The 17,640-nt window shown below is 59.6% G+C and carries 16 protein-coding genes and 1 pseudogene; 7 read left to right on the plus strand and 10 right to left on the minus strand.

Annotated elements, in window-relative coordinates; translation table 11 throughout:
* Window positions 1–404: 404 nt before the first annotated feature.
* From hpxK to hpxU, 7 genes are all read right to left on the minus strand, one after another.
* Window positions 405–1,655, minus strand: a complete 1,251-nt coding sequence (gene hpxK / locus AC07P6_RS19600) for an allantoate amidohydrolase (RefSeq protein WP_478314305.1) — start codon at window positions 1,653–1,655, stop codon at window positions 405–407.
* Window positions 1,652–2,893, minus strand: coding sequence for a pyridoxal-phosphate-dependent aminotransferase family protein (locus tag AC07P6_RS19605; protein WP_139541125.1), 1,242 nt, complete (start codon window positions 2,891–2,893; stop codon window positions 1,652–1,654). Before AC07P6_RS19605 ends, hpxK begins: the two co-directional genes overlap by 4 nt.
* A gap of 10 nt (window positions 2,894–2,903) precedes the next feature.
* Window positions 2,904–3,644, minus strand: a complete 741-nt coding sequence (locus tag AC07P6_RS19610) for an amino acid ABC transporter ATP-binding protein (protein WP_004100907.1) — start codon at window positions 3,642–3,644, stop codon at window positions 2,904–2,906.
* The gene (locus AC07P6_RS19615; protein WP_167492880.1) at window positions 3,625–4,281 is read right to left on the minus strand and encodes an amino acid ABC transporter permease; all 657 of its coding nucleotides are present in this window, start codon (window positions 4,279–4,281) and stop codon (window positions 3,625–3,627) included. The genes AC07P6_RS19610 and AC07P6_RS19615 overlap by 20 nt, the downstream gene beginning before the upstream one ends.
* Window positions 4,281–4,946, minus strand: coding sequence for an amino acid ABC transporter permease (locus AC07P6_RS19620; RefSeq protein ID WP_434659283.1), 666 nt, complete (start codon window positions 4,944–4,946; stop codon window positions 4,281–4,283). The genes AC07P6_RS19615 and AC07P6_RS19620 overlap by 1 nt, the downstream gene beginning before the upstream one ends.
* A 9-nt stretch (window positions 4,947–4,955) precedes the next feature.
* On the minus strand, window positions 4,956–5,741 hold the full coding sequence (locus AC07P6_RS19625) for a transporter substrate-binding domain-containing protein (protein ID WP_434659285.1): 786 nt from the start codon (window positions 5,739–5,741) through the stop codon (window positions 4,956–4,958).
* A 214-nt stretch (window positions 5,742–5,955) separates the two neighbouring features.
* The gene (hpxU, locus tag AC07P6_RS19630; RefSeq protein WP_139541123.1) at window positions 5,956–6,795 is read right to left on the minus strand and encodes a MurR/RpiR family transcriptional regulator HpxU; all 840 of its coding nucleotides are present in this window, start codon (window positions 6,793–6,795) and stop codon (window positions 5,956–5,958) included.
* A 168-nt stretch (window positions 6,796–6,963) separates the two neighbouring features.
* On the opposite strand from hpxU, the gene hpxW reads away from it, so the two are divergent.
* The 4 genes from hpxW to hpxZ are packed head-to-tail and all read left to right on the plus strand — an operon-like array spanning window position 6,964 to window position 10,522.
* Window positions 6,964–8,547 carry an oxamate amidohydrolase gene (gene hpxW, locus AC07P6_RS19635; RefSeq protein WP_478314307.1) on the plus strand — a complete coding sequence of 528 codons (1,584 nt, stop codon included), beginning with the start codon at window positions 6,964–6,966 and terminating at the stop codon, window positions 8,545–8,547.
* Between the two features lie 9 nt (window positions 8,548–8,556).
* A complete protein-coding gene (gene hpxX, locus AC07P6_RS19640; protein ID WP_304260910.1) occupies window positions 8,557–8,745 on the plus strand; it encodes an oxalurate catabolism protein HpxX in 189 nt (62 codons plus the stop codon).
* Entirely contained in the window at window positions 8,742–10,139 is a 1,398-nt protein-coding gene (locus tag AC07P6_RS19645; protein ID WP_478314309.1) for an AtzE family amidohydrolase, read from the plus strand. Before hpxX ends, AC07P6_RS19645 begins: the two co-directional genes overlap by 4 nt.
* The gene (hpxZ, locus tag AC07P6_RS19650) at window positions 10,136–10,522 is read left to right on the plus strand and encodes an oxalurate catabolism protein HpxZ (RefSeq protein ID WP_167492792.1); all 387 of its coding nucleotides are present in this window, start codon (window positions 10,136–10,138) and stop codon (window positions 10,520–10,522) included. Before AC07P6_RS19645 ends, hpxZ begins: the two co-directional genes overlap by 4 nt.
* 169 nt (window positions 10,523–10,691) lie before the next feature.
* Here the strand turns inward: hpxZ and AC07P6_RS19655 are convergent, their stop codons facing one another.
* The 3 genes from AC07P6_RS19655 to AC07P6_RS19665 all read right to left on the minus strand — a co-directional run bounded on the left by AC07P6_RS19655 (window position 10,692) and on the right by AC07P6_RS19665 (window position 14,823).
* Entirely contained in the window at window positions 10,692–11,672 is a 981-nt protein-coding gene (locus AC07P6_RS19655; protein ID WP_478316951.1) for an IS110 family RNA-guided transposase, read from the minus strand.
* A gap of 233 nt (window positions 11,673–11,905) precedes the next feature.
* Complete coding sequence (gene guaD, locus AC07P6_RS19660; protein ID WP_478314311.1) at window positions 11,906–13,225, minus strand: guanine deaminase; 1,320 nt, start codon at window positions 13,223–13,225, stop codon at window positions 11,906–11,908.
* A gap of 110 nt (window positions 13,226–13,335) precedes the next feature.
* A complete protein-coding gene (locus AC07P6_RS19665; protein ID WP_182237743.1) occupies window positions 13,336–14,823 on the minus strand; it encodes an NCS1 family nucleobase:cation symporter-1 in 1,488 nt (495 codons plus the stop codon).
* A gap of 144 nt (window positions 14,824–14,967) precedes the next feature.
* Here AC07P6_RS19665 and AC07P6_RS19670 point away from each other — a divergent pair, with 144 nt between their 5' ends.
* From AC07P6_RS19670 to puuE, 3 genes and pseudogenes are all read left to right on the plus strand, one after another.
* A complete protein-coding gene (locus AC07P6_RS19670; protein ID WP_478314313.1) occupies window positions 14,968–15,684 on the plus strand; it encodes a GntR family transcriptional regulator in 717 nt (238 codons plus the stop codon).
* Window positions 15,684–16,592 (plus strand): annotated as a pseudogene (hpxA, locus tag AC07P6_RS19675) (allantoin racemase). Before AC07P6_RS19670 ends, hpxA begins: the two are co-directional and overlap by 1 nt.
* Window positions 16,477–17,376 (plus strand): allantoinase PuuE, encoded by a 900-nt coding sequence (puuE, locus tag AC07P6_RS19680; RefSeq protein WP_235891913.1) that lies wholly within the window; start codon window positions 16,477–16,479, stop codon window positions 17,374–17,376. The pseudogene hpxA and the gene puuE overlap by 116 nt, the downstream one beginning before the upstream one ends.
* Window positions 17,377–17,640: the final 264 nt, after the last annotated feature.

Genomic DNA, 17,640 nt, shown 5'->3' on the forward strand with positions numbered 1-17,640 from the left:
CGAAGGTTGGGTAGCCCGGGTAAGGTGTCAGCCGCAACCCGGGGGATGTTAATGCTGATCTGCCTTTCCCGGGGGCGGCGCAGAGCGCCTTGCCCGGGCTACAGGTTCGTGCGGTCTGAAGGTTGGGTAGCCCGGGTAAGATGTCAGCCGCAACCCGGGGGATGTTGATTCAGGTCTGCTTTCCCGGGGGCGGCGCAGAGCGCCTTGCCCGGGCTGCAGGTTCGTGCGGTCCGAAGGTTGGGTAGCCCAGGTAAGGTGTCAGCCGCAACCCGGGGGATGTTGATGCTGATCTGCCTTTCCCGGGGGCGGCGCAGAGCGCCTTGCCCGGGCTACAGGTTCGTGCGGTCTGAAGGTTGGGTAGCGAGTAGCCCGGACAGATGCGCAGCATCGCCTCCGGGATCCGTTTACAGCTTCAACACCGCGCGCGAGTAAGCGTCAATCGCCAGCGCCACATCATCGGTGGTGACCGACTCGGCGGGGTGATGGCTGATGCCGCCTTTGCAGCGCACAAATAGCATCGCTGACGGCCAACACTCGGCGATAGCGATGGCATCATGCCCGGCGCCGCTCGGCAGGCTAACTGAACACCCCTGCACCTCCTGCACCGCCTCACTTAATACCCGCTGTAATTCGCTATCGCAGGCGGTGGCGGCAATGCGGTAAAACTCTTCGGCGCTGAATTGCAGATGGCGACGAGCGGCAATTTCCTGCGCACTCGCGAGTAGCCTGCTCAACAGCGCATCGAGCGGCTGGTCGTTCGGCCCGCGAATATCGAGGGTCAGCGTCACTTCGCCGGGGATCACGTTAACCGCGCCGGGAGCGCAGCGCAGCGTCCCTACCGTAGCAACCAGATTCCCACCCAGCTCGCGGGTCAGGGTCTCTACAAGCACCATCCACTCGGCGGCGGCGGCCAGCGCATCTTTGCGATGACTCATCGGCACCGTCCCGGCGTGCCCTGCCTCGCCGGTAAAGCAGCAGTTCAGGCGGCGTGCGCCGTTGATAGCCTCCACCACGCCCAGCGCCAGTCCTTCCTGCTCCAGGCACGGCCCCTGCTCGATATGCAATTCCAGATAGGCCGCTATCTCCTCCTTACTGCGGGCAGCAAGGTGAATGCGCGACGGATCCAGCCCGGCCAGCACCATCGCCTGCGCTACGCTGATGCCATCGGCATCGGTCTGCGCCAGCCAGCTCTCAGGCCAGGTACCGGTCAGCCCGCGGCTGCCGAGCAGCGTAATGCCAAACCGCGTCCCCTCTTCATCGCAAAAACCGACAATCTCGATAGCCTTTTTCAGCCGACGCCCCTGTCGGTGCAGGCTGTGCACCACCTCAATCGCCGTCAGTACGCCGAGCATGCCATCGTAGCGCCCGGCGTTGCGCACGGTATCAAGATGCGACCCCAGCAGGATAGCCGGTGCGCCTTCCTGTTCCCCTTCGTAGCGCCCGCAAATATTGCCGACGCTGTCCTGCCAGACGGTCATTCCGGCCTGGGTCATCCACAGCGCCGCCTGCTGGTTGGCCCGCAGATGCTGGGGCGACAAATAAACCCGGGTCAATCCCTCCGGCGTTTCACTGATTGCGGCCAGCTCATCGGCGCGGGCCATGACCCGCGCTGCGGCCTGCTGTATCTCCGCCTGCTGGCGTGTTGTTTGACTCATTGCGCGCTCTCGCTGCGATAGTGATCCCACGCCGCCTGCATCGCTGCGCCCTGAGTGGTCGAGAATTTGAGATAGTTGAGCACCGACTCCAGCGCGCTGAGAGTGGTCATCACGCAATCCTTACGCGCGTTGTAGCCCATGGTGCCGATACGCCACACTTTGCCGTGCAGCGGGCCGAACGAGGTTCCGATTTCAATGCCGAAATCTTCCAGCATCAGCTTGCGCGCCTGGTCGCCGTTGATCCCCTGCGGGATCACCACGCCCAGCACGTTGTTCATCTTATGTTTCAGATCGCCGAAGGTCTCCAGCCCCATCGCCTGGATGCCTTTTACCAGCGCGTCACCGTGCAGTTTATGGCGGGCGATACCGTTATCCAGACCTTCCTGCAGGATCAGACGCGCGCATTCGCGGGCAGCAAACAGCGCCGAAGTGGCTTCGGTATGGTGGTTCAGGCGCTCCGGCCCCCAGTAATCCATAACCATACCGAGGTCGAAGTAGTTGGAGTAGATCATCTCTTCGTCACCGTCGCGATGGGCATCGGTACGGATCCCCTCTTCCACGCATTTACGACGGCGAATGGCCTCTTCCATGCGCGCACTGAGCGTCACCGGCGACGTCCCGGACGGGCCGCCGAGGCATTTTTGCATCCCCGCCGACACCGCATCCAGCTGCCAGGCATCGGTTTCCAGCGGGTTACCGCCCAGCGAGGCGGTGGCGTCGGTGTAAAACAGCACATCGTAGCGGCGGCAGATTTCCCCCAGCTCCGCCAGCGGTTGCAGCATAGTGGTGGAGGTATCGCCCTGTACCGTCAGCAGCAGGCGCGGGCGCACGCGTTTGATGGCATCTTCAACCTGATCCGGGGTAAACACTTCGCCCCACGGCACTTCAATGGTGTGTACTTCCGCCCGGCAGCGGCGGGCGATTTCACACAGCAGATGACCAAAGCGGCCAAATACCGGCACCAGTACCTTGTCGCCGGGACGAATAGCCGAAATCAGAATCGCTTCAATCCCCGCCCGCGAGGTACCGTCCACCAGCATCGTCCAGCGGTTTTCGGTGCGAAATACGCCACGGTACAGCGCCATCACCTCATTCATATAGTGGGTCATCGCCGGGTCATACTGGCCGATAAGCTGGCTCGACATGGCGCGTAGCACGCGCGGGTCGGCGTTAATCGGACCAGGCCCCATCAGCAGGCGCGACGGCGGGTTGATTTGCGAAAACTGAGTGATATCCATCTTTAAGTCCTTATTGATTGAGGCCGCGCACGGATGAAATAAACTGCTTCAGCTCGCTGGTCTGCGGGTTGGCAAACAGCGTTTTGCTGTCGCCCTGCTCCCAGACGCGTCCCTGATGCATAAACACTACGCGGTCGCCCACTTCGCGGGCAAAATTCATTTCATGGGTCACGAGAATCAGCGTCATTCCCTCCGCTGCCAGCTGCTCCAGCACTTTGAGCACTTCGCCAACCAGCTCCGGGTCCAGCGCCGAGGTTATCTCGTCACAGAGTAAAACTTTTGGCGACATCGCCAGCGCACGGGCAATCGCCACGCGCTGCTGCTGGCCGCCGGAAAGACTGGACGGGTAGTAATCAAGCCGGTCGCCAAGCCCGACTTTCTCCAGCATCCGCTGGGCCAGTTCGCGGCACTCGGCGGCGCTCTTTTTCAGTACCCGGCGCGGTGCCAGCATAACGTTTTCCAGCGCCGTCATATGCGGGAACAGGTTAAAGTTCTGGAACACCATGCCGATAGAACGGCTGATTTCCCGCGCCTGAGAATCGCGGTCGGTAATGGTCATCCCGCCGAGCTTAATGCTGCCGTCCTGATAGCCTTCAAGACCATTAATGCAACGCAGCAGCGTGCTTTTGCCGGACCCGCTGCGGCCGATAATCGAGATAACTTCGCCCATATCGATATCCAGATCGACACCCTTGAGCACGTGGTTATCGCCGTAATACTTCTGCATCTGATTAATGGTGATGAGAGGCATTGAATTTGTTCTCCAGATAACGGCTGTAGCGGGACAGCGGGTAACACAGAATGAAGTAGCCCAGCGCCACCAGCGCAAAGACTTTAAACGGCTGATACGTCACGTTGGTCAGCATCGTTCCCGCTTTCGTCAGCTCGACGAAGCCGATAATCGACGCCAGCGCCGTGCCCTTAATCACCTGGACGGCAAAACCCACCGTCGGGGCGATAGCGATCCGCAGCGCCTGCGGGGCCACCACCCGACATAGAGTCTGACCAAAGCTCAACCCCAGACAGCGCGAAGCTTCCCACTGCCCTTTTGGTAGAGCGCGAATGCTGCCAAACCAGATATCGAGCAAAAAGGCGCTGGTATAAAACGTTAGCGCCAGCGACGCCGCGGTCCATGCCGAAACGTCAATGCCGAACAGCGCCACGCCGAAAAAAGCCAGAAACAGCTGCATCAGCAGCGGCGTTCCCTGAAACAGCTCGATATAGCCGCGGATCAGACGTTTTACCTGGCGTCCACCGGTCATACGCAGCAGCAATAACGGCAGAGTGACCAGCGCACCGCCGATAAACGCCACCAGCGACAGCAGCACCGTCCAGCGCCCGGCGAGCAGCAGATTGCGGACAATATCCCAATCGGTAAAGGTGGTCATCATGCCTGCACCCCCAGCCATTTACGCCCTGCCGCCATCAGCAACTGGCGCATCGTTATCGACAGCACTAAATAAATGCCCGTCGTCACCAGATACACCTCAAAGCTGAGGAAGGTGCGCGACTGAATCAGGTTGGCGGCGAAGGTCAGCTCTTCATAAGAGACCTGCGACACCACCGATGAACCGAGCATCACGATAATGCACTGGCTAACCAGCGCCGGATAAATACGCTGTAGCGCGGGCGGCAAAATCACCTGAATAAAGGTCTGCGTTCGGGTCAATCCCAGCACGCGCCCTGCCTCCCACTGCCCTTTCGGCGTCACCTGAATTCCGGCGCGCACGATCTCGGTACTATAGGCCCCGAGGTTCACCACCATCGCCAGCAGCGCGGCTTCACCGGCCGTCATCTTTAGCCCCAGATTCGGTAAGCCGAAGACGATAAAAAAAAGCTGGACCACAAACGGCGTGTTGCGAATCAGTTCGACATACCCGCCCCAAATTCGGCTGAACCACGTGGTGCGCCCGCTGCGGATAGCCGCGCCCAAAATGCCTATCGTCAGGCCGCCGATGGTCGCCAGCACCGTCAGCTGAATGGTCACCCACAGCCCCGCCAGCAGCTCCGGCCAGTGCGGCCAGAGCTCAGAAAAATGAAGTTGCTCCGTCATGCCCGGGCCTTACGCGCCAAGGTTGGCAGGCAGCGGCGCTTTCAGCCACTTTTCAGACAAATCGTTCAGCGTGCCGTCTTTGACGCCTTGCTCAATCAGCGCATCCACTTTCGCTTTCAGCGCCGGTTCATTCTTTTTCAGCCCGATAAAGCACGGCGAATCCTTCAGCATAAAGCTCGGCACCGGCGCTTTATCCGCGTTCTGCCGCGAGATAGCCGCCACCACCAGGTTGCCGGTCGCCACATATTGCACCTGGCCGGAAAGATACGCCGACAGCGTGGTGTTGTTATCTTCGTAGCGCTTAATCTGCGCTTCTTTCGGCGCTACGCTGGTCAGCACCATGTCTTCCACCGCGCCGCGGGTCACGCCAACGCTTTTCCCGCTCAGCGCCGCCGGGTCTTTCAGCTCAGCGCCTTTCGGGCCAAACACGCCGAGGAAGAACGGCGCGTAGGCGCGGCTGAAATCAATCACCTTCTCGCGCTCGGCGTTTTTACCGAGGCTGGAAATCACCAGATCCACCTTATCGGTTTGCAGATAAGGTACGCGGTTGGCGCTGGTGACCGGCACCAGTTGCAATTTGAGCTTCATCTCTTTGGCGAGGTAGCGCGCCATATCGATGTCGTAGCCCTGCGGCTGAAGGTCGGTACCCACCGAGCCAAACGGCGGGAAATCCTGCGGCACCGCAATGCGGATAACGCCGCGTTTTTCAATATCCTGGAACTGGTCAGCCTTCGCCGCCGACAGGTTGGTTAACAGACAAGCGGCCCCGGCCAGTGCGATCAACAGTTTCTTCATGATGTTTACCCGTTACGTTAGCATGAAACAAAAGATTCTTTAAAGTCACTTTTGCAACTAATGTGCCAGATAAATCTCAGCGTTAAGCCATTAACCGAAATTCCATTAACCGCAGGGAATAAAAGAGAAAGAGGTGAATTAAGAGGAAACGGAGGTGCGTCTCCTCGTTATTTTAGCGCACCAAAACTATGCAAAGCACCACGCTGGCGCCCCATTATCGTTGTTCCAGTTCGTCCAGTTGCTGGTAAAGGGTCGCTATGTCGTGAATGCGCGGACGCCCTTTATCGAGGATTTCATGCAGGAAAGCGTTCGACAGCAGATTGATCAGGCTATTGACCGAGGCGTAGCTGTCGTAGGCCGATACGCTATCCAGCGGCGCGCAGAGCTGCCAGCGCGCCAGCGGAAACAGGCCATGAGCCTGCGGCTCGCACATCAGCAGAACCGGGATCCCGCTGCTCTGTAGCTGCTGCAACAGCGGGCGAATAATTCGCGGGCGGCGGCGAAACGCCATCACCACCACCAGATCCTCGGCGGTTAAATCCACCAGCTCTTCGCTTAAGCTTTGCCCCGGCTGCGGCAGTATTTGCACTTGCCCACGCGCCTGTAATAGCTGCTGGCGCAGGTGCAGCGCCGCAGGATAAGCATTGCGCATGCCGACAATAACAATACGCCGGGCGGCAACCAGCGCCTGAATCGCCTCGGCGAACTGCTGCACATCCAGCGCGTTGACCCACTGGGTCAGGTTCGCCATCTCCTGTTTATAATGGCGCGCCAGCAGCGTATTGCCCTGCACCGCATCGCGGTTGTCGGTCAGCGGCATGCCGCTCTGGCGCAGCGTGCGCAGCTCATCGCGCATATCTTTATATTTCTCATAGCCCAGACGCTTGAACAGACGGCTGACCGTGGCCTTCGATACGCCGCTAAGCTGTGCCAGCTCTGCGCTGTTGTAACTAATCAGGTCATCAAAATGATCGAAAATAAAATCCGCCACCCGCTGCTCCTGGGGCGATAAAGACGCGTACTGCTCTTTTAGTCGTTCATCAAGCTGTTGCATAAGACCTCTGTAACTTTCGTTTCACCGCATCATAACCGTATCCGCTTTCATAATGCATGCCAGTTCCGCAAAAAATGCGCGGTGTCGGCAGCGGTTGAAACTTTACGTTCAGACATGGAACAGCTTTTGCAACCCTCAGCAAACGATTCTGTTAATTGAGGACACTCCATGCAAAGTCATGTTGCCGCCCACGGGATGGCGGTCGCCCCCCATCATCTGGCCAGCCAAAGCGCGCTGGCGGTTCTGCGCGAAGGGGGAAGCGCGATCGAAGCCATGGTCGCCGCCGCCGCGACGATTGCCGTGGTTTACCCGCATATGAACGGACTCGGTGGCGATGGTTTCTGGCTTATCGTCCCGCCCGAGGGCGACCCCATTGCCATCGACGCCAGCGGCGCGGCGGGTTCGCGGGCAACGCCGCAGGCCTATGCCGGACTGGCGCACATTCCCCATCGTGGCCCGCAGGCAGCGCTGACCGTGGCGGGTACCGTTAGCGGCTGGGATGAAGCGCTGAAGATTTCGCGCGATTTAACCGCAAGTGAGCTGCCGCTGACGCGCCTGCTGGAGGACGCCATCGGCTACGCAGCAAACGGCATCCCGGTCACCGCCTCGCAGGCCAGCGCAACCGCCGGTAAATTCAGCGAGCTGCGCGACCAGCCCGGCTTTGCCGAAACGTATCTGGTCGACGGCCAGCCGCCGAAAGCCGGCAGCCGCTTTTTACAACCAGCACTGGCGAACACCTTGCGTCGTTTAACAGAGGAAGGATTAGACAGCTTCTATCGCGGGCCGCTGGCGGAACATCTGGCTCGCGGCATGGAAAAGTACGGGCTGCCGATGACCCTCAGCGACCTGCAGCAGCATCGCGCCCGCCGTCCGCTGCCGCTCCGGCTCGATCATCAGCACGGCGAACTGTGGAACCTCGCACCGCCGACTCAGGGGCTGGTTTCGCTGGCCATTCTCGGCATTACCGACCGGCTGGCGATGGCCGAGGCTGACGAGGCGATGACCGTCCACCGCATTGTTGAGGCCACCAAGCTGGCCTTCGGTCTGCGCGACGCGCATATCACCGACCCGCGCCACCTGGATGTCGATATTCAAAGCCTGCTGGAACCCACCGCGCTACAGCCGCTGGCGGATAAAATCAACGACCAGCAGGCCGCTCCGTGGGGCGCAGGCAAAGGTCCTGGCGATACGGTGTGGATGGGCGTGATCGATAAAAACGGCCTTGCGGTTTCCTTTATCCAGAGCCTCTACCACGAGTTCGGCAGCGGCGTGGTGCTGCCGGATAGCGGGATCGTCTGGCAGAACCGTGGAGCGTCGTTCAGCCTTGACCCGAGCCACCTGCTGGCGCTGACCCCCGGTAAGCAACCGTTCCATACCCTGAATCCCGCCGCCGCACGGCTAAACGATGGCCGGGTGATGGTTTATGGCTCGATGGGCGGCGACGGCCAGCCGCAAACCCAGGCCGCCATCTTCACCCGCTACGTAATGCAAAATGCGCCACTGCAGGAGAGCATCACCCGGCCGCGCTGGCTGCTGGGGCGCACCTGGGGACAAACCTCTGACTCACTCAAGCTGGAGGGCCGCTTCAGCGCTGAAAGCATCGCCCGACTGCAAGAGCTGGGACACGACGTTGAAGTTCTGGCCGATTTTAGCGAAGCCATGGGCCACGCCGGGGCAATTGTTCGCCACCCCAATGGCCTGTTTGAGGGGGCCAGCGATCCGCGCAGCAACGGCTCCGCCGCCGGATATTAGGAGCTGATGATGAACACACCGCACAACGAATGGGATGCTTATCTCACACAAATGGAACAGCTGCTGGCGCTGGAGCTGGACGAAGAACGCCGCGCAGAGCTCAGGGTGCAGTTCAGCCGCATTGCGGCGATGGCCGGGCCGCTGCTGGCCTTTCCCCTCGACGAGCGCGTCGAAATTGCCGGAGTGTATAAAGCATGAAGCTCAATGAAATGACGATTCACGAAATACAGCGCGCGCTGACCAGCGGTGAACTCAGCGCCAAAGAGATTGCCCGCCATACGCTGGAGAACATCACCCGCGTTAACCCGCAGATCAACGCCTGGACCCACGTCAGCGAAAAGCGAATGCTGGCTGAGGCGGAGAATATCGACACCCTGCGGCGGGAAAAAAAGCCTCTTCCCGCGCTGGCTGGTGTTCCCTATGCGGTGAAAAATCTGTTTGATGTCGCCGGACACACGACCCTTGCCGGAGCGCAGCTGCTGAGCGACCGTCCTGCGGCGACTGCCGATAGCTGGGCGGTACGCCAGCTGCATAGCGCGGGCGCGCTGCTATCCGGCATGCTGAATATGGATGCCTACGCCTACGGTTTTACCACTGAAAATAGCCACTACGGGGCGACGCATAACCCGCACGATCTTTCGCGGATCGCCGGAGGTTCTTCAGGCGGTTCGGCGGCAGCGGTGGCCGCCGGGCTGGTGCATTTTTCGCTGGGGAGCGATACCAACGGCTCTATTCGCGTCCCGGCCTCGCTGTGCGGGATATTTGGCCTGAAGCCGACCTTTGGCCGTTTGTCGCGCTCCGGTAGCCATCCGTTCGTCGCCAGTCTTGACCACATCGGCCCGTTTGCCCGCAGCGTTTGCGACCTTTCAGCGGTTTATGACGCGCTACAGGGCCGCGATCCCGCCGATGGTTTTCAGGCCGACAAGGCCAGCGAGCGCACGGCGAATCTGCTGCCGCGGGGCCTGGAAGGGCTGCGCTGCGCCACCCTCGGTGGCTATTTTTCAACCTGGTGCGATAGTGATGCGCGTACCGCTGTCGCCCGCGTAGCCCAGGCGCTTGGGGCGCATGAAGAGCTGATCTTCCCGGAGGCCGAACTGGCCCGGTCGGCGGCGTTTATTATGAGTGCCTCCGAAGGGGGAAATCAGTACCTGTCCGCCCTGCGCCGCGAACCTGAACATTTTGAGCCAAACTCCCGCGAGCGCCTGCTGGCAGGGTCGATGATTCCAGCCTCCTGGTATCTCCAGGCCCAGCGCTTCCGCCGCCACGCGCAGCAGGCGTTTAAAGCCCTATTCGCCCACGCCGATGTGCTGATCGCCCCGGCGACGCCTTGCAGCGCCACGCTCATCGGCGCGCAGACGATGGAGATCAACGGCCAGCCGCTGCCCATTCGCGCCAGTATGGGGATGCTGACCCAGCCTATCTCTTTCCTGGGTTTACCGGTGGCCACGGTACCACTGCGCACGGCGAGCGGGCAGCCGATTGGTCTGCAATTAATTGCCGCGCCGTTTAACGAACAAGCCTGCCTGCGCGTGGCGCGGGCGCTGGAAGAGATGGGCATGACCGATGCCCGACCTGCGGAGATAGCTGCATGATGACGCAAGAGCATATTAACCGCCCGCTCGTCCTCGCCGAGGTAACGGCGGCGTTTTACCGCTATGAGGAGGCGCTGGTGAGCAATGATATTGCGGTACTGGATGAGCTGTTCTGGCACGATAAGCGCACGGTACGGCTGGGAGCCGGGGAAAATTTATACGGTATCGACGAAATTCGCGCCTTCCGCGCCGCCCGGCCTGCCGCCGGTTTGCAGCGCGAGCTGCGGCACACCACCATCACCACTTTCGGTGAAGATTACGCGGTGTGCAGCACGGAATTCACCCGAGCCGGCAGCGAGCGCATTGGCCGCCAGCAGCAAACCTGGGTGCGTTTCCCCTTTGGCTGGCGCATCGTCGCCGCCCAGGTCAGTTTGATGAGTTAAGTCCTTGTGCATTTCCCGGTGGCGCCACGGCTTCCCGGGCTACGGGTAGATACTGTGAGCATCGGCAACCATTTTTAGTTGCGGGGCTCTCTCCGGTTTCTGGATGACAGACACACCACCGACAGCACCCTCTGGGTGCTGTTTTTCTATTCCCGCAGTCTTTTCGTCCCTACGCTACCGCTATTCCATGTTGTGACGCATCGAACGGCTCCCCTGACTTCAGCACTCCGTACGCCACCTGCGCCAGCTTGCGCATCATCGCCCCTATGATAACTTTCGCGCGTTTGCCATTCCCTTCCAGTCTCTTTCTGAACGCTTTTCCCCACGCCGTGTGATACAGCGCTGATATTGCTGGCATATATAATGCTCTGCGCAACTGAACCGGACCCGCTTTACTCATCCGGCTCGCCCGCATCACGCTACTGCCTGACTCATGCTGCACCGGCGTCAGCCCTGCATACGCGGCGAACTGCCGCGCTGTGGCAAACCTCAGCTTCAGTCCCGTATACGCCAGCAGGACCGCCGCCGTTTTCTCGCCGATACCCGGGATGCTGTTCAGCAGCTTCCGCCGTTGCTTCATATCCGGGTCGTTGTCCGTCAGGTCTTTTATCTGTTTTTCGATACGTTTCAGTTCAGCACTCAGGCACTCCAGGAGCACATCGATGCTCGCTAACTGGACCTCCGGGGCTGTTTCCTGACGGTTTTTCTCCTGCGTCTGCATCTCTGTCAGCGCCTGATGCCGTAACACCAGCGCTTTCAGGGCTCGCTCTGTCGGGTGCGGTGCCTCCCATGCTGACGGACGTTTCTCCCGGCAGAAGTGCGCCAGCATACGGGCATCGACTTTGTCGGTTTTACTGCGCAACCCTTCACTACGGGCGAAGGCGGCACTCAGGGCGGGGTTGATAATGGAGACGGTATAACCGGCATCACTCAGATACGCGGCAGCCTCTTCCATGTAGGTACTGGTGGACTCCATGCAGACATGGGCATGGTTCACATCATGGCTGCGAAGCCAGCGGACAAGCGCTTCATGTCCGGAGGGCGTATTTTCGAATTTTTTACCGCGATGTCGACCATCAGGGCGCAGGATATCAACATCGAGCTTAGCTTTGGCAACATCAATGCCGATGAAGTGCAGTTCATTTTCCATAGTGAAACCAACCTTGCGAATACGGGTTACCGGTGAAAGCCGGTCCATGATACTGTCCGGTTTATCACATGAGAAAGAACGGCGGTCCGGTGCAAAGGATCTACGGAACAGGCGCGAAAGCCTAAGCCCGGACACGGCATCCGGACCGCCATCAGAGAGAACTGGCCGGTTCTTTCTGATGGAGTCATCATACAAGCCCGGACAGGCACAACGTGCCGCCTCCGGGAAAGGGACTACTGCGCAGCCGCATCACCCCATACGCGCTCGCCGTTCACCCACGTCTCGCTGATATTACGCTCATCGCCCAGGGTCATCAGGACGAACAGCTGCTCATAGATATCTTTGCAACGCCCGTTGCGTAAGCGCTGAAGCGGCGTGACCGCCGGATCGATAACCACAAAATCGGCTTCTTTTCCCGGCTGGAAATTACCAATCTTCTCATCAAGACGCAGGGCGCGTGCGCCGCCGAGAGTGGCATGGTAGAACGCTTCGCTGGCGCGCAGGCGATAGCTTTGCAACTGGCTCACTTTATACGCCTCACCGAGGGTGCGCAGCATACTGAAGGTGGTGCCTGCGCCAACATCGCTACCGATACCCATCCGCACCTTTTTCTGCCAGCAGGTCGGTAAACGAAACAGTCCGCTGCCGAGAAACAGGTTTGAGGTCGGGCAAAAGGCCAGCGCCGAACCGGTATCGTGCAGGCACTGCCACTCTACATCCGCCAGATGAATACCGTGAGCGAATACGCTGCGCTCGCCGGTCAACCGATAGTGATGGTAAACATCAAGATAGTGCTCATGTTCCGGCCACAGGCTTTTCACCCAAGCGACTTCGTTGAGGTTTTCGCTCAGGTGGGTATGCAGCCAGGTATCGGGAAACTCTTCCCGCAGCTGCTGCACCGCCGCCAGCAGCTCCGGCGTCGAGGTTGGCGCGAAGCGTGGTGTAATGGCGTAGCCGAGGCGGCCGCGCTGGTGCCAGCGCTGGATCAGCTCGCGAGTTTGTTGGTAGCTTTGCTCTGCGCTTTCGCTCAGATAATCCGGCGCGTGGCGGTCCATCATCACTTTTCCGGCGAGCAGGCGCATATTCAGCCGTAGTGCTTCGCTAAACAGCGCATCGACCGATTGCGGATGCAAAGTGCAAAATACCAGCGCGGTGGTGGTGCCGTGACTCAGCAACTGGTTAACGAAAAATTGTGCGATCTCCGCGGCGTAGTTGGCGTCGGCAAACTGGCTCTCCACCGGAAACGTGTAGGTAGTGAGCCACTCCAGTAGCTGCTCGCCGAATGCGCCAATCATTTCGGTCTGCGGATAATGTACGTGGGCATCGACAAAGCCGGGGAGCAGCAGCTTACCGCGCAGGTCGCGATAGCCCTTCAGCGGATGCAAATATTGTTCGCCCTCCTGCCAGGGCAGCAGCGCCTGAATGCACCCGTCCCGGAGAAACAAAATACCATCCTCCAGATAGCGCGCGTGGCGGGCGATATCGTCAGCGCTATCGGCAACAGCGGCGATATCGAAAAATGCGCCGCGAACTGCGGCATGGTAGTCCATCATCTTGGCTGCCTTGTGGATTAGCGAAAGGATAGGTTAATTGAGCAAGATTGATGCCAGTTTGCGCAGGAGGAGAACCGCCGCGACAGGATGCCGCGGCGGGGGAAGGAGAATCACTCTTTCTGGGCGAGGGGGCTAAAACCGGCAGTGGCGCCGACTCGTTCATCGCGGGCAATCCAGCGATAGGCCGCGCCGCTCAGGAATACGCCGATAAACCAGCTAAAGTTAGCCACTTCGTGCAGGGCTGGAATAAAGCTGATGATCAGACCAATAGCGACGGAGGGCACCAGTGCGGCGATCGCTTTCGGATTAAAGCCGTTGCGGTACCAGTACTGGCCTTTTGGCGTGTCGTCAAACAGGTCGTTGACCGAAACCTGCCCGCGCTTAATGATGTAGAAATCGACGATCAGGATACCGAACAGCGGGCCGATAAACGCCCCCAGGACGTCGAGGGTATAGTGGATAAGCTCCGGTGAGTTAAACAGGTTCCACGGCGTCAGCAGAATTGACCCTACGGCGGCAATCATCCCTCCGGTACGGAAGCTGATTTTCTGCGGCGAGCAGTTCGAGAAATCGAACGCCGGAGAGACAAAGTTAGCCACGATATTAATCCCGATGGTGGCGGTGATCATCGTCAGCAGGCCAATGGCGACCGCCAGATCGTTGCCCACGCGGCTGACGGTTTCAATCGGGTCGGTGATCATGCGGCCAAACAGCGACTGGGTGCCGGAAACAATCACAACGGTCACGATAGAGAACAGCAGGAAGTTGAACGGCAGGCCCCAGCGGTTGCCGCGGCGGATCTCGCCCATGCTTTTACCGTAGCGCGAGAAATCGCCAAAGTTGAGCAGCGGACCGGAGAAGTAGGAGACCACCAGCGCGGTGGCGGTGATCATCTGCCAGGTTTGCTCCCCGGCGCTCAGCGATTTGCTGGCGAGGGTAAAGGAGATCCCGTCAAAACCGGTTTTGTATACAATCCATCCCGCTAACGCCAGCATCACTACGTAGACCGCCGGACCGGCAATATCGATAAAGCGCTTAATGGCGCTCATCCCGTGCCAGAACACCATTGCCTGCAGTAGCCACATGGTGGCGAAGCACAGCCAGCCCAGATGCGACAGGCCAAGGAAGCTGGCTTCGGTGAGCGTCGACAGCGACGGAAAGAATTTCAGCAGCACCAGCATCAGCGCGTTGGCCGCCAGATAGGTTTGAATACCGTACCACGCGAAGGCGATAAGTCCGCGGATCACTGCCGGAATATTGGCCCCGAAGACGCCAAACGCCTGACGACAAATCACCGCGTAGGGGACGCCCGCCATCTGGCTGGGCTTCGCCACCAGATTCGCGCACAGCTGAACGATACAAATTCCCACCAGCAGGCACAGCAGCACCTGCCAGCTTGCCAGGCCAAGAGTAAAGAAGCTCGCGGCAACCACATAACCCCCCATGCTGTGCACATCTGACATCCAGAAAGAAAAGATGTTGTACCAGCTCCAGTTCTGGTCGCGCGTCGGCGCCAGATCCTCATTGCAAAGTCGTGGGCTGTATCCAGCGTGGGGATCAGCGGCCTTAACCTGGTGCGTATTTTGTGTATTTGGCATGAAACCTGCTCCTGTAAATGAAAACCCGTTTAAATGGATTGCAGAGGCTGTTGCAGGATTCAGGCCAAAATAGTTAATTTTGTATGCAATAATTTATTTTTATGTATACGATTTGGCATTAAAAAGTAAAAATCGGAGTGGTTAATGAACAACCAACATCGCCTGCAGGCCGCGCCAGAGCTGCATGACAAAGACGGATCAATCTATCAGGCGCTGATGACCGCTATCGTTGAGCATCAGCTGCCGCCGGGAAGCAAACTGCCGGAAGAGGCCCTGGCGGAGGTGTTTGGCGTGAGCCGCACGGGGATCAGAAAAGTGCTGCAGCGACTCGCCACTGTGCAAATGGTCGCTTTGACGCCCAAACGTGGTGCACAGGTCGCCAGCCCGACGGTAGAAGAAGCGCAGGCGATCTTTCGCACCCGCGCGTTGCTGGAGGTGGCGAATTTGCCGGATGTGCTGGCGCGCTGCCAGCCGCCGCATCTGGCGGCGCTGGAAACCATTACCCGTCAGGAGCAGCTGGCGCACGAAAGCTATAACGGCCCGGCGGCGATCCGCTACTCCGCCGAGTTTCATATCCAGCTACAGGCGATTTCCGGCAATCAAGTGCTCACCGAGATGGTGACCCGCCTGAGCCAGCGCTCTTCATTAGTTATCGCGGCGTGGGGATCGCCGTGGCGTCAGGGCTGCCGCTGTGACGATCATGAACAGCTTATTCAGCTATTACGCGACAAAGCGCTACAGCCCCTGAGCGATGCGCTAACGCACCATTTTGAACATATCGTCGCCAGCCTCTGCTTTGAGCGTTCAGGCGTGACCTTACCTGATTTTGCCCGGCTGTTTGCCGATTATAAGGAGCCGTAATGGCCGCTATTTGTATACAAGTGATAAATCCCAATACCAGCCCCGGGATGACGGAAACCATCGGTGCCGCCGCGCGGGCGGTTGCCGCGCCGGGAACCGAAATTCTGGCGGTCTGCCCGAGCGAGGGCGTGCCGTCAATAGAGGGCCATTTTGATGAAGCCATTGCCGCCGTCGGCGTGCTCGAGCAGATTAAAGCCGGTCGCCAGCAGGGGGTGGATGGTCACGTGATTGCCTGCTTCGGCGACCCAGGTCTGCTGGCAGCGCGCGAGCTAGCGCAAGGGCCGGTGGTGGGGATTGCGGAAGCGGCGATGCATATGGCGACGCTGGTCGCCACCCGTTTCTCCATCGTGACCACGCTACCGCGCACCTTAATTATCGCTCGTCATCTCCTGCATCAGTATGGTTTTCACGACCATTGCGCCGCGCTGCACGCGATTGATTTACCGGTGCTGGCGCTGGAGGACGGCAGCGGTCTGGCGCAGGAGAAGGTGCGCGCGCGCTGTATTCAGGCGCTAAAGGAGGATGGCTGCGGGGCTATCGTGCTGGGCTGCGGCGGGATGGCGACGATCGCTCAGGAGCTGACTCGCGAGCTGCGCGTGCCGGTGATCGATGGCGTCAGCGCGGCGGTCAAAATGGTTGAGTCGCTGGTGGCGTTGGGTCTGTCGACCAGCAAGCACGGCGATCTGGCCTTTCCCGAAGCTAAGGCGTTGAGCGGCAAATTTCAGGCATTAAATCCATTTTAAATTGAAGAGGTGGCAGATGGCATTTTGGGCAGACGATTATCCGCGCGACCTGTGCGGCTACGGCGGGCAGCCGCCGCATGCGCAGTGGCCGAACAACGCGCGGGTTGCCGTGCAGTTTGTTTTGAACTACGAAGAAGGTTCGGAAAACCATGTGCTGCACGGTGACGCCGGTTCCGAACAGTTTCTCTCCGACATCATCGGTGCCGCCAGCTATCCTGACCGCCATATGTCGATGGATTCATTATATGAGTACGGCAGCCGCGCGGGTTTCTGGCGCATCCATAATGAGTTCAGCAAGCGTGGGCTGCCGCTGACCGTGTTCGGCGTCGCCATGGCGCTGGCGCGTCATCCCGAGGTGGTCGAGGCGATTAAAGCGGCGAACTATGACGTGGTTAGCCACGGCTGGCGCTGGATCCATTACCAGAATATGCCCATTGAGCAGGAGCGGGAGCATCTGAATAAAGCGGTGCAGGTATTAACCGATCTGTTTGGCAAACCGCCCACCGGCTGGTACACCGGGCGCGATAGCCCCAATACCCGCCAATTGGTGGTTGAACACGGCGGTTTTGATTATGACAGCGATTATTACGGCGACGATTTGCCGTTCTGGAGCGAAGTGGCGTGCAGCGACGGTACGCGTAAGCCGCATCTGATCGTGCCTTATACCCTCGATGCCAACGATATGCGCTTCGCCACCGCCCAAGGGTTCAATACCGCCGAGCAGTTTTACACCTATCTGAAAGACAGCTTCGATGTGCTGTATGAAGAGGGGGCCAGCGCGCCGAAGATGATGTCCATCGGCATGCACTGCCGCCTGCTTGGGCGTCCGGGCCGCTTCCGTGCCCTGCAGCGTTTCCTTGATTATGTTCAGCAGCACGACCAGGTTTGGGTCTGTACCCGTCAGCAGATTGCCGACCACTGGCGCGAATTTCATCCGTTTGGTGGGTAACGTTGTTCCCCGGGCCGCGCCGCAAGCGGCTTACCCGGGCTACCGGCCTGCAGACGGCGGTAAACCCGTAGCCCGGGCAAGGCGCATCGCGCCGACCCCGGGGGAAGGCCGCAGAGTGTTGCATGATTTCCCGGAGGCGATGCTGTGCATCAGTCCGGGCTAACGGCCCGTAGACCGCGGTGGACCCGTAGCCCGGGCAAGGCGCATTGCGCCGCCCCCGGGGTAAGGTCGCAGAGCGTTGCATGATTTCCCGGAGGCGATGCT

This window comes from Klebsiella sp. GFKo11, from assembly GCF_056490265.1.